The sequence below is a fragment of the Sulfobacillus thermotolerans genome (assembly GCF_039623705.1).
Taxonomy (GTDB): Bacteria; Bacillota; Sulfobacillia; order Sulfobacillales; family Sulfobacillaceae; genus Sulfobacillus; species Sulfobacillus thermotolerans.
This window is the reverse complement of record NZ_CP133983.1, coordinates 2916951-2929518: the sequence shown is the minus strand read 5'-3', so window position 1 is coordinate 2929518 and position 12568 is coordinate 2916951. Positions and strand designations below refer to the sequence as shown.

Annotated in this window: 12 protein-coding genes; 11 read left to right on the top strand and 1 reads right to left on the bottom strand. The window is 54.4% G+C overall.

What is annotated here, in order from left to right; genetic code table 11:
- Positions 1-22 precede the first annotated feature (22 nt).
- The 7 genes from deoC to ORD20_RS15375 all read left to right on the top strand — a co-directional run bounded on the left by deoC (position 23) and on the right by ORD20_RS15375 (position 7581).
- Positions 23-1471 carry a deoxyribose-phosphate aldolase gene (gene deoC, locus ORD20_RS15405; protein ID WP_430626332.1) on the top strand — a complete coding sequence of 483 codons (1449 nt, stop codon included), beginning with the start codon at positions 23-25 and terminating at the stop codon, positions 1469-1471.
- Positions 1472-1513: 42 nt separating this feature from the next.
- On the top strand, positions 1514-2815 hold the full coding sequence (locus ORD20_RS15400) for a thymidine phosphorylase (RefSeq protein WP_242968339.1): 1302 nt from the start codon (positions 1514-1516) through the stop codon (positions 2813-2815).
- Between the two features lie 60 nt (positions 2816-2875).
- A complete protein-coding gene (locus ORD20_RS15395; RefSeq protein WP_103374806.1) occupies positions 2876-4045 on the top strand; it encodes a phosphopentomutase in 1170 nt (389 codons plus the stop codon).
- 169 nt (positions 4046-4214) lie between these two features.
- Complete coding sequence (locus tag ORD20_RS15390) at positions 4215-4709, top strand: Lrp/AsnC family transcriptional regulator (RefSeq protein WP_103374807.1); 495 nt, start codon at positions 4215-4217, stop codon at positions 4707-4709.
- Positions 4706-5875: an aminotransferase class I/II-fold pyridoxal phosphate-dependent enzyme gene (locus ORD20_RS15385; RefSeq protein ID WP_103374808.1), complete on the top strand. Its 1170-nt coding sequence runs from the start codon at positions 4706-4708 to the stop codon at positions 5873-5875. Before ORD20_RS15390 ends, ORD20_RS15385 begins: the two co-directional genes overlap by 4 nt.
- A 144-nt stretch (positions 5876-6019) precedes the next feature.
- The gene (locus tag ORD20_RS15380; protein WP_103374809.1) at positions 6020-6589 is read left to right on the top strand and encodes a histidine phosphatase family protein; all 570 of its coding nucleotides are present in this window, start codon (positions 6020-6022) and stop codon (positions 6587-6589) included.
- A gap of 74 nt (positions 6590-6663) precedes the next feature.
- On the top strand, positions 6664-7581 hold the full coding sequence (locus tag ORD20_RS15375) for a hydroxyacid dehydrogenase (RefSeq protein WP_103374810.1): 918 nt from the start codon (positions 6664-6666) through the stop codon (positions 7579-7581).
- Between the two features lie 59 nt (positions 7582-7640).
- Here the strand turns inward: ORD20_RS15375 and ORD20_RS15370 are convergent, their stop codons facing one another.
- A complete protein-coding gene (locus ORD20_RS15370; RefSeq protein ID WP_158246198.1) occupies positions 7641-8276 on the bottom strand; it encodes a DUF1232 domain-containing protein in 636 nt (211 codons plus the stop codon).
- Positions 8277-8458: 182 nt separating this feature from the next.
- Here ORD20_RS15370 and ORD20_RS15365 point away from each other — a divergent pair, with 182 nt between their 5' ends.
- The 4 genes from ORD20_RS15365 to ORD20_RS15350 all read left to right on the top strand — a co-directional run bounded on the left by ORD20_RS15365 (position 8459) and on the right by ORD20_RS15350 (position 12294).
- Entirely contained in the window at positions 8459-9766 is a 1308-nt protein-coding gene (locus ORD20_RS15365; protein ID WP_103374812.1) for an NRAMP family divalent metal transporter, read from the top strand.
- A 169-nt stretch (positions 9767-9935) separates the two neighbouring features.
- Positions 9936-10151, top strand: a complete 216-nt coding sequence (locus ORD20_RS15360) for a hypothetical protein (protein ID WP_103374813.1) — start codon at positions 9936-9938, stop codon at positions 10149-10151.
- A 3-nt stretch (positions 10152-10154) separates the two neighbouring features.
- The gene (locus ORD20_RS15355; protein ID WP_430626331.1) at positions 10155-10763 is read left to right on the top strand and encodes an IS607 family transposase; all 609 of its coding nucleotides are present in this window, start codon (positions 10155-10157) and stop codon (positions 10761-10763) included.
- Positions 10723-12294, top strand: a complete 1572-nt coding sequence (locus ORD20_RS15350) for an RNA-guided endonuclease TnpB family protein (protein ID WP_430626330.1) — start codon at positions 10723-10725, stop codon at positions 12292-12294. Before ORD20_RS15355 ends, ORD20_RS15350 begins: the two co-directional genes overlap by 41 nt.
- The last annotated feature ends 274 nt before the right edge of the window (positions 12295-12568 follow it).

The window sequence follows — 12568 nt, the reverse complement described above, 5'->3', positions numbered from 1 at the left end:
CTCAGCGAACGGAGGAGACGACGTGAAAAACCCCGCGGATAGCCCCAATAACGGACTCTTTCAAAAAACCTTGAATGAAATTGAAACAGTTGGGGTGTTGCCCGTACCCGATGCCGAAAGAACGATGACGTCTGGAAAATTGATGATTGTGTGGTTAATGGCCTCAGCCTCCGCAATGACCCCGCTCATTGGTTTACTATTATTTCATTTCGGCATGACCGACATGATTTTGGCGATTCTCGTCAGCTGGCTCATCAGCTTTATTCCTGCTGGGTTGTTTTCGGAAATGGGCCGTGAAGTCCCCTTAACCGGTCTCATTGTGGCACGGAAAACCTATGGTCGCGTAGGCGCCTTTCTCTTCGCCGTGCTGTTCACCTTTGTCAACATGGGCTGGTTTGGTCTCAACACCGCCGTGGCTGGCGAAGTCCTTAATGCCATCTTCCACGCCACCGGTTCCTTTTGGTTTTGGGTGATTGGGGCAGCACAAGTGATTTTGGTGTTATTTGGCATGAAGTGGTTAGAATATTTCTACCGTTACACGTCGGTGCTTTTACTCTTATGTTATGGTGCCTTGACTTGGTACCTCTTTACCCACTTCCACATCACGACGCCGCATGCCACCACCGCGATGCAATGGGGTACGGCCATTTCCACCGTGGTAAGCTTCTCGATCTTGGCATGGACCTACAAATTGTCTACCGTGTCCCGTTTTTGTGTACCCAAGTCCTCCAACACCGGCAATGCTCGGTACTTTTTAGCCCCCTCTATTGGCATCATGCTAGCCGTATTGCTCATGGGAATTGTGGGAATGGATGCCCAGCAAGCCACCGGCAACTGGAACGTCGCGTTGTTAGGACCTCACATTCCCGTCTGGGGGCTAGCCGCAGCATTGGGTGTGGCGTTAGCAATTATCCACACGGCGGTCTGCATTAATCCTCTCTATATCCCACTGGCGCGGACCCATCTGGCCTCCTTGGTAGATTTGGCAGCGGTTGCCGGTTTCCCCCTGGGCGCGACCGCTTCTCGGGTCAAAGCTCAAGAGGCCGCGTGGTGTATTGACCATGGAGCCAACGAAATTGATATGGTCATTAGCATCGGTTTAGTAAAAAGCCAGCAATGGCGGGGTGTGCTCGACGACATTGAAGCGGTCCGCGAGGCAACTCCAGCGCCCAATCGCCTTAAGGTCATCCTTGAAAATGCATTGCTTAGCCGCGACGAGATTATTCTCTCATGTCTTCTCTGTGTGGCTGCAGGGGCCGATTTTGTGAAAACCTCCACCGGTTTTGGCCCCTCTGGCGCTAACGTGTCCGATGTTTTACTCATGCGCCAAGTGGTGGGACGCAATACCGGAGTAAAGGCCGCTGGCGGTATTCATACGGCCGATGAGGCCTTGGCGATGATCGCAGCGGGTGCTGACCGAATTGGCGCGAGCCAGACCCGCACCATTTTGGAGGCCATGCCCGTTTCGTAACAGGAACGGCCTAGGGCAAACTAATCAAGGAGAGTGTTGCGAATGGCACACGATATTATGCCGCAGCTCATTGCAAAAACTCGGGATGGGATCGCTTTAAGCCGAGAAGAGATTCAAGCGCTGATTGCTGGCGTAGTCAATGGCGATTGGCCCGATTACCAGCTCTCAGCTTGGCTTATGGCGGCCTACCTTAAGGGGTTGACCGACCGAGAAACCTTTGAATTGACAGGAGCCATGGCAGAGTCGGGCGGGCCGATTCCTGAACCGTTGGGGTTAGTGGACAAACATTCTACGGGAGGCGTCGGCGACAAAACGACCCTTGTTCTCGCCCCTTTAGTCGCCAGTTTGGGCCTACCCATTGCCAAAATGTCAGGCCGAGGTCTGGGCCATACCGGAGGCACGCTCGACAAGCTGGAGAGCATCCCCGGATTTCGCGTAGACTTGCCACCCGACACCATTCGGGCCCAAGTCGAGAAAATTGGGGTGGCGGTGGTGGCGCAGTCATCCAGCTTAGCCCCAGCCGATAAGAGACTATATGCGTTGCGTGATGTGACTGCCACGGTCGATTCCATCCCACTCATCGCCTCGTCTATCATGTCGAAAAAGTTGGCCAGCGGTACCAGACACATGGTCTTAGACGTAAAAGTCGGAAACGGAGCTTTCATGACGACGTTAGACCGTGCCCGTGAACTAGCCCAACTCATGGTGAAAATTGGCGCGTTTCATCAACGTCATGTCACCGCGATTCTAACAACGATGAACGAACCGCTTGGCTGGGCAGTGGGCAATGCTATTGAAGTCAATGAAGCCGTAGCCTGTCTTAAAGGGCAAGGACCTTCAGATTTGCGGACTCTCGTCATCGCTCTCGCAGCAGCTCTCGATCAGTCCGTCAATGGCACGGATGCCGACACGGCCCACGCTCGTGCCAGCCAAGCCTTAGATAGTGGTAAAGCCTGGGAGGTCTTTGTTCGTTGGATTCAAGCCCAAGGCGGTGATCCGCAAAGCATCGAGCAACCCCTACCCCTTGCGCCCGTTACAGCAGAGGTGCGTGCTCTGAATCCCGGGTGGATTTCGTCGATTCAAACCCAAGCGCTAGGCGAGGTCGCCTTGGAACTCGGTGCCGGTCGCCACGAACTAGGAGAGCAAGTCGACTTTGGTGTAGGATTAGAATGCTTTGCCAAAATAGGCCAGCATTTTGACCAAGGCGAACTGGTTGCGCGCATCTACGCACGCACCCCATTGGCTGCCGAAAACGCCATCGCTGGCGTTCAACAAGCCTTCTCATGGAGCGCGTCACAGATACCCGCACCCGCATTAATTTTAGACCGCATCGCCAGTGCCTAAATCTAGGACGGCGTTTAAGAAGAAAGGAGAAGGCGAACACGACATTCGCCAACGGATACTATGCGCATCGTATTATTGGTTATTGATTCGGGAGGAATAGGCACAGCCCCCGACAGCGAAGCCTTTGGCGATGGGGGAGCCAATACCATCGGTCATACCGCCCAAGCTGTGCCCTCATTGTCATTGCCTCACTTGGCGGCCATGGGATTGTCCGCGCTCGTAACCCTGCCAGGAACCCCAGCGGTCCCTCTGCAAGGGGTGGCCTATCCGGTTTATCCCAAAGCCGCAGGCAAAGACACTTTAGCTGGCCACTGGGAAATGATGGGACTTACGGTCACCATCCCCTTTCGCACGTTTCCTCATGGCTTCGACGCAGCCATTATTGACAAACTGAGCTCGGCGTTCGGGCGTCCTGTTTTAGGCAATGAAGTGGCTTCGGGAACAGAAATCATTGCACGTTTAGGGGAACAGCATATGGCTAATGGTTGGCCGATTGTTTACACCTCAGCCGATAGCGTCTTGCAAATCGCCGCCCATGAAGACATCGTACCATTGTCCCAGTTATACACATGGTGTCAAAGCGCTCGCGACATTATGCAAGGCCCGTGGCTTGTCGGACGCATTATTGCCCGTCCCTTTATAGGCATCCCAGGGCAGTTTGTCCGTACAGCGCACCGGCATGATTTCAGTGTGTCCCCAACTTCGGCCACTCAAGTGGATGCATTGCAAGAAGCAGGCGTTCGAACTATTGCGGTCGGAAAAATCGGCGACATTTTTTCTGGCCGAGGATTTGATGTAAAAGTGCCAACCATTAGCAATCAAGATGGTCTAGAAAAGACTGCTGCGGCCTTAGCGGAATGGCCTGATAGACAGTCGGGATTTATTTTTACCAACCTTGTTGAATTTGACTCACATTACGGGCATCGCCGTGATGTGGCAGGCTATGCACAGGCACTGAAAGAACTTGACAACTTCTTGCCGAAATTGTGGGCCCTTTTGGAACCCGGTGACCAGCTATGGATTACGGCTGACCATGGCTGTGACCCCACCTACCGCGGGACCGATCATACCCGCGAAGCGCTCCCATGGCTTTGCTATGGGCCGTCTCTGACGCCCTATGTCGGTAGCCCACGTATGACTTTGGGCGACATCGGGGCGACTTTAGCCGCCTTATTCGCTACACCCCAAATTGGTCAGGGGAAACCCAGTTCAGAACTCATCACATCGTAAGGCCTATTCTGCGGACGCCAATACGCGTCCGCAGAACCCTTCCCCCAACAGTCCTCATCTGCATCATGGCACATTGATCCGCTTGTTCTCGTCCATTTTAGACTTGACACAACTGCCATCTAGCCGTCCAATAGAATGCGAAGAAAGAGCCATTGATTGGAGGTCTCGTATGTCACCCACACAACGCCATGAGTTGCTAGTCCATCTTCACAACGACGCCAAGCTGTCCGTTCACACCCTAGCGGCCATGATGGATGTGGATCCCGCAGATGTGGAAGCCACAATCGCTGAACTAGAAAATTCCGGAATCATCCGCGGGTATAATGCTGTCATTAACTGGGACCGCATTGAACGCGACCGCGTACGGGGAATTATTGAGGTAAAAGTCACTCCACAACGCGAAGTCGGCTTTGACGCCGTCGCCCGCCGCATCTATCAATATCCTGAAGTCAAAGATGTCACCCTCGTATCAGGCAGTTATGACCTGCTCGTCATTGTCGAGGGTCAACGCATTCAAGAAGTGTCTCGCTTTGTTTCCGAACGGTTGGCCACCATTGAACACGTACAATCGACGACGACGCATTTCGTTCTCAAAACCTATAAAGTCGACGGGGTGGTTCTTGACGACGATGACAACGAACAGCGGCTGGTGATTAGCCCGTGACCACCTTGAAAGACCGTTTGGCCCCGCTTGCCGCGTCCTTGCCTCCATCAGGCATTCGGCGGTTTTTTGATTTGGCCAGCACAATGAAAGACGTCATATCGCTCGGCGTCGGCGAACCAGACTTTGTTACTCCCTGGCATATTCGCGAATCGGGCCTACATGCCCTAGAACGAGGCATGACTGCCTATACCGCCAACGCCGGGTTGTTTGAACTCCGATCGGCGATTTCTCGCTATCTTGAAAGCTTTGGCACCATATATCAGCCCGAGAATGAAATCTTAGTTACGGTCGGCGGCAGCGAAGCAATCGACCTGGCCATTCGGGTCCTAGCAGGCCCTGGTGATGAAGTCTTGATTGCGGAACCCGCCTACGTATCATATCGGCCTTTAGTGCATTTGACAGGCGCCACGCCCGTAACCGTTCCGCTACGACCCGAAAATGGATTTCAGCTTGATGCCAATGACATCCGTGCCCGTCTAAACTCTCGCACGAAAGCCATTATCCTATGCAATCCCAACAATCCCACTGGGGCCGTGCTGACCCGCGCTCAGCTCGAGCCAATCGCCCAGGTGCTTAAAGAGGCCGACCTTTTCGCGATTGTCGACGAAATTTACGCGGAACTCACCTATGATCACCCGCATACATCATTTCCGTCTTTGCCAGGCATGCAAGAACGCACCGTCCTCATTGGCGGCATGTCCAAAGCCTATGCCATGACAGGATGGCGCCTGGGCTATGCCGCAGCCCCCGAGTACATTTTGCATGCGATGCTCACCATTCATCAATATACAATTTTGTGCGCCCCCGTTGCGGCCCAAGTTGCGGGCATTGAAGCTCTTAACCGCGGCCGAGGCGATGTAACTACGATGGTAGCCGAATACGATGCCCGCAGGCGCCTCATCACCAAAGGTCTCAACGAACTAGGACTCCTCTGTCCGCTTCCCCAAGGGGCGTTTTACGTGTTTCCTGACATTCGCGGAACAGGGCTCACATCGGAACAATTTGCCGAGTCGTTGCTCATCCACGGCCAAGTCGCCGTGGTCCCTGGCAATGTCTTTGGTGACCAAGGAGAAGGCTTTGTCCGCTGTTCGTACGCCACGTCGGTCGGTCATATTGAAAAAGCCTTGGAGCGCATGCGAAAGTTTTTAACGGCTGGTCGTGACTAGATGTTCTAAGCGAACTGCTAACCCGTAGGAGATTTTCGGCATAAGGTCTGACCTTGTGCCAGAATCTTCTACTCTTCAATTTGATTGTCGATTCCCCTTGCGCATGATAGTCTTGTGAATAAAAATTCCAAGGAGCTCATTTTTATGGATTATTATCTGATTCGTCATGCGGAAAGTACGCTCAATCGGGAACACACATTACAGGGTTGGTATAATGCGCCTTTGTCTACCCAAGGCATGCGCCAAGCCGCTGCGCTACGCGGTGTTCTCCCCTCCTGTGTAATTGTAACGAGTGATTTATCCCGGGCGCTCGACACCGCCCACGCTTTGGCCCTGCCGACGCAAAAAGTTCAGCCCGATGCCCGTCTGCGCGAGGCAGACGTAGGGGAATGGTCTGGCATTCCGAAGGTGTTGGTGCAAGAAAGCACTCTGTGGAAGCCCTATCAACGCGCACCCCATGAATTTCGTTTTCCGGGTGGAGAAAGTTTGCGCGAAGTCCAACGTCGTATGATCGGGGCGTTTGAAGAGTATCTGCAAGCCTATTCGCAACTAATTATCGTCTCTCACCATCTTGCCCTCAAAACTTTAATTTGTTATTTGCAAAATCGGAGCCTGGCAGACCTTCATCAGTTTTCTTTGCCCAATGCGTCCATTACCCGCGTCACACAAGTCGGTTCCCACTTTATCTGCGAAGGAGTTGGCTTTTCATTATAAGATGAGCATGGGCACAGACAATCACGCATTTTTAACCCCTTCCTCTCGTAAGCTTACACTGGAGGTGTGAAAAGATGATCGTGATATCGGAAGTCATCCACCCTGTAGGCCTCGAGCTGTTGCGCTCGTTCCCCGTGTACTATGATCCCGACTTGTATCAACGCCGGGCCGAATTGCTGGAACGAGTCGCCACCGCCGATGCTTTGATTGTCCGCAACCACACGGCCGTCGACGCCGAGTTATTACGCCATGGCCCCCACATCCTGGCAGTGGGCCGTTTAGGGGTGGGGTTAAACAATTTAGACATAGAGGCCTTACGCCAACGCGGCATAGCGGTCATCGTTCCCTACGGCGCCAATGCCACGGCGGTGGCCGAGTACGTGTTAGGCTCGCTGATTATTTTTCGTCGCCACCTCATGACCTTAGCACGCCACACAAAAGAGGGCCACTGGAAACGCGATATGAAGGGAAACGAAGTTAAGGCAACAACATTAGGCATTGTCGGATTTGGAGCCACAGGACAAGCCGTGGCCCAGCGTGCCCAGGCATTGCACATAAGGGTCAAAGTCCACGATCCGACCAAAACCCAAATGATTCCACAAACATGGCGCAGTACGTCACTAGAAAACCTCTATGCCGAATCCGACCACATCACCTTGCATGTCCCCTTGAATACCCAAACCTTTCACATGATAAATCCGCAAACCTTAAACCTCATGCGTCCTGATGCGCTCATTATCAATACAGCCCGGGGTGAACTCGTTGATGAACAGGCGTTGTGGCGCCGACTAACCCAGAACCAATTAGTCGGCGCCATTCTCGACGTGCGCGAGCACGAACCGCCTTCCGTTCCGGATCCACTCGCGACCTTGCCCAATGTCTGGCTCACGCCACATATTGCCGGCTTAACTGCGCAGAGTCAACAAACCATCGCCGAAGCGGTGGCCGCAGGCGTCACGACCGCTTTGCTCAAGGCTGGCAAAACCCCCTAAAGACCTATCGCGTCTAGGTTACGAAATCCCTGCGCACAAACCATCAGCTGCTTTTACCACTAGGGAGAATCGCTTGATGGATGAGTTATGGCCATTTGTTGCAACCGTTGCATGACCAAATGAATCGCTAACGCATCATCGAGGTATCCAATGGGAAACATGTAATCCGGAATGGCATCGGTTGACAAAATAAAGTACAAAAGGCCACTGGCCATCACCGTGCGCTCTGGGGCAGCCCACGGCAACGTCTGATAGTTGGCAAACCACCGTTCCATTTCTGATACCAAGGGCCCAATTCCCGCGACTTGCGCCATTTTTTTGGGAAATTCCGTTCGGATCATGTTGTCACCCTCTATAGTGCGGGCAAATGTTTCATACGTATCCAAAATCTCTTTGATATGCGCGTTCAGATGATTCCACTGACTAACCTCCATATCCGGTGACACCACTGCAAAAAATTCTTGAAGACGTTGCCATGACTCTCCATCATGGCCGTCTTCTTCCTTTGGAATCGCCACATAAGGAGCTAATTTGCGCATTTGTTGCGCAGTCGCCCGGCGTTTGCCGTTCACCAGTCGGGACAGCGTGGACACATGAATCTCTGTCATTGTGGCAAATTTCCGCAAGGACAGACCGTGTGCCTGTAAATACGCTTTTATGGCTTGCCCCACAGCATTGGTGTCCGACCTTTCCATCGCGCGCCTCCTTTCTCGGAGATGTTGCCCACATACGGCAAACATTGTGTCAACACCCGTCACGCTTCGAATCTCCCCACCGTACTATGAACCGAGAACGCTAGGCGGGCCATCCCTACATGTTATGAAAGAGTCGGGATCATGGCGCATGGACCTGCAGGAATGGCAGAGGGAGGATTTTCATGAGTTCGCACAACGAATCACCGGTGAGCACGGGTACACAGCCGCGAGTTTTATCTTCCACTTCTTCTGCTGGCTTTTGGCAACTTCTCCTTCTCATTTGGGCAGCACTCGGCCCAGGGGTCTTGGCTATTATCGGTGACAACGATGCGGGAGGCGATATTGCCTATGCCGTAACGGGGGCCCGTTTCGGTATCAGCGGTTTTATTCCCCTGATCCTCGTACTGGGAATTGTGACGTACACAGTCCAAGAAATGAGTATGCGCCTGAGTGCAGCGTCCTCAACCGGCTTCACCCAGCTTATTTTTTATCGGTGGGGTCGCTGGTGGGGCTACTACCATATTCTCACCCTGTTTCTCGAGAATTTAATTACCCTCCTCACCGAATTTATTGGTATGACCGCAGGTCTCATGATGACAGGATTATCGCTGGCCATGAGTGACGCGGCCTCGCTGGCCTTGGTATTCAGTTTGCTGTTCATTTCGGGATACCGCAGCAAAGAGCGCTTGGTACTGCTATTGGGGCTCATTAATTTTGTCTTTTTCATTATCGCCTACCAAACCCACCCCAATCTGGTGCGCATCGCACACGTATTAATCACCTGGCACTTGCCATCCATGACACCTTTTGCTGTCGTCTCCTGGTATATTGTTGCAGCCATCGGCAATTCCTTAGCGCCATGGATGGTGTTCTTTCAGGGCGATGCGACCCTCGACAAGGGAGTAACCTCCGAAGACATTCGACTGGGACGCATCGATACAGCGGTCGGCACCTTGGCACAAATTGTGGTCGCCGCGGCGATCATCATTATTGGTGCGGGCTTATATGGACATTTGAGCCATATTAATCATATCGGTCCCAGCCAATTGATCGCCGCCATCAGGCATCGATTTGGGATGTGGCCAGCCTACCTATTTGGGGTGGGACTCTTTGACGCTGGTCTTCTCGCAGCCATTACCATATCCTTGTCGAGCTCGTGGACCATTGCCAGCGCGTTAAAATGGAGCCATAGTCTCAATGCCTCCCTCACGCGGGCCCCCAAATTCTATGCCATTTATATCGGCAGTTTAACGACCGCTGCGGCCCTTCTCTTGATTCCTCATTTACCACTAGACTTTTTGTCCGTCCTCGCTCAGGTCGTAGGCGGGGTGCTAATGGCTCCTGTGCTGATCTTTCTCGTCGTTCTGACCAGTGACGGCCGTTTGATGGGACATCACCGCAATAGTCGTTGGGCAACGCGGTGGAGTTGGTTGATTGTCTCGCTTTTGATCGTGATGGCGCTCTTAACCATTTGGAACACCCTAAAATAACCCGCTTACGACGCTTTTGCCACGCTATGCATGACACACATCTTTCCCCTAACGCTGGATTGCTCATATCCCGGCCAGAGCCGAGCAATTCGACGGGGGGAGAACTTTCGTAAGGCGAAGGGTATCTTATAGTATGATAGAAGCTGCACATGAAAAGGAGGCGCTTCTCGTGCCTAAAGATAACCCAACGCCTATCTGGGAAGAGACCCTGATTGTCGACCCCCATCAACTAGAACGACTACGCATCTTTATCACGCAACCAGACAGCCGCACGCACGACGTATTTGCTGAGCAAACCTTTACTATCAACGACACAATAGCCCTGAACTGGCTCGTCAAGCACGACCTGCAACAACCCTTGCCTTTCTATGCCTTTGGGTGGTAAACTATGGACATGGAAGAATACTTATCCATTGGCAAGGCGGCAAAGATTCTAGGCGTTACGCCTAAGATCATGCGGCTTCTCACCAAACGCCAGGTGGGATTCGGTACCCGATGTGTCGTCTATGCGCGTGTGTCCTCTGCAAAGCAGTCGCGTGACGGAAACCTGGAGCGCCAAAAAGAAAGGCTCCTGGAAGAGGCCCAAAAACGCGGCTATGATCCGGTGTTGGTGGTGGCGGAGCAGGCATCCGGCATCAATGACAAACGGCGTGGTCTTTGGCGCGTCCTGCACCTAGCTGAAAAACGGGGCTTTGATGTGCTCCTTATTGAATTCCCGGATCGGTTGGCGCGCTTTGGCTATCGCTACCTGACCGAATATCTCCGGGCCTTTGACGTCCGGGTGGAAACCGCGCGGGATATGCCTCCGGCATCCTTCGAGGAAGAACTGACCCGTGATCTCATCACCATCCTGACGGTGTTCTCCGCCCGGCTCTACGGTAGACGGAGCAAGGGGTTCCGGAAGAAAATCACGGATACCATTCAAGAGCACCACGAGAAAGGCGGTGAATCCCCCTTTGGCCATAGCCATGAAGACCCTGATTCTGCCGCTCCTTGACGCCAATCCCGGCAAACTGGAGGCTTTGGAGTCGACGGAGGCCCTGTTTTCCCAAATGGTTCAGTTCTACCTGAACATCCTGCTGACCACCCCCTTATTCTGGGACACGGTGGTCAAGGTAGATCCCGCAACCGGCGAAATCCTTTCCGAACGTGCCCCTACCAGCAAAGACATCCTTACCCGGCTGGAATTTGCCACGGTATCCACTCCGGCCCATACCCATCCTTCTTATCCTCTCTCCAATGTTCCTGGTGCGGAGGATGCTCCGGTGGTGTTCCGCCGCGCGGCGATCAACCGCGCCATCGGCATCGCGAAGAGCTATCGCGCCAACCGCAAACGTTGGGAATCCCTGCCCGAACACCGTCGTGGGAAGGCTCCTGCCATCCCCACTGTCCGCTCGATGCCCGTCACGCTCTACCAGGGCATGGGCCTTCTGGTGCGAGAAGAAACCCGTTCCTTCCTGCGGGTGAAAGTTTGGGATGGTCAATCTTGGCGATTCGAGGGGTACCCGGTCGCCATCGCTCCCTACCAGCGCACCATGCTGGCGATAGCTGAAACGGAGCAGGCCCGGCTGGACGCGGTGCGGGCCGAGGCGCGGATGATCAAGAAGGCTGGCCGGGACGAGGAAGCCCAAACCTTGCTGGCCACCGAGGGGAGGCAACAGGACGGCATTCCCGTCATGGAGTCGGGTACCCTCTTTCATGATGGCAAACGCTGGCGATTCCACGTGCCCCTGGCCACCCCGATCCGCGTCAAACGGGCGAAAGACCAGCTGGCGGAAAATCCCGATCTGCCGGTGACCACGGTGGATCTGGGCGTGAACAACCTGGCCGTAGCAGTGGCGTTTCATGGCGCGAAAGTGAAAGGCACTCTCTTCGTTCCCGGACGGCCGCACGAGCAGCGGAGGTTCCGCAGGCTCCAGGCCATCGCCGTCCGGCAACGGAAGACGGGGGGGCGACCCAAGCGCCAGGCGAATCACCGGATCTGGGAGCATCTCAAGCACAGAGAGGACGCCATCGCCCACCAGGTCGCCCGCCAGATCGTCGATTTCGCCAAACGGCACGGCAGCCGGGTCATCGTATTTGAGGCCCTGTCCCGCATGAAAAACCCCAAGCGCACCGGCTGGATGAAGCGGCAGAACCTCCGCCGATCCTACTGGATGCGGGGGAAGATCATGCGCTGGGTTCGGCACATGGCTCTGCACGAAGGGATCCTGGTCGTGACTCGGGATGCCCAGTTCACCAGTCAGGCATGCCCTCGCTGCGGCCATCTCGGAGCCCGGTTCTGCGAAGCCACCCGCCATCACCGCCGGGGCAAGGACGTGTTCCGCTGCTACGCCTGTGGCTGGGGCGGCAATGCCGACCTAGTGGGGGCCTTGAACCTGCGCAAGAAATGGCTCAAGATCTTCCCCTCCATCGCCACATTGCGGCATGAGCAGCAGATCCGGGAGGCCCAGGGCAAGGTCACGACTCGCCGGAAGAACCGGAACGTAAAAGCGACGAAAACCGGCCCGAACCGGACAGTGGCATAGTCCCTGTTCGGATACCAGAGAATCGGGAGGTCCGTTTTCCCCTTGGGGGATGCCCAGAAGGGCACCGGCTAACCACCAAACAGGCGGCAAGCGGTCATCAGCGGCCTGGGGATGCCGGAAACGGCGGGGAGGCCAGTGGTTCTCCCCCGGCAGGGCCATCGGTGTAGAAGCAGAGGCTTCGTACCTCACAGCATCGATGGCTCTACCCTGCAACCGGCTAGAAATGGCCGGAGTAACCGGGATGGAGCGGATAGTCGCTTCGTAAGCCGCTCTT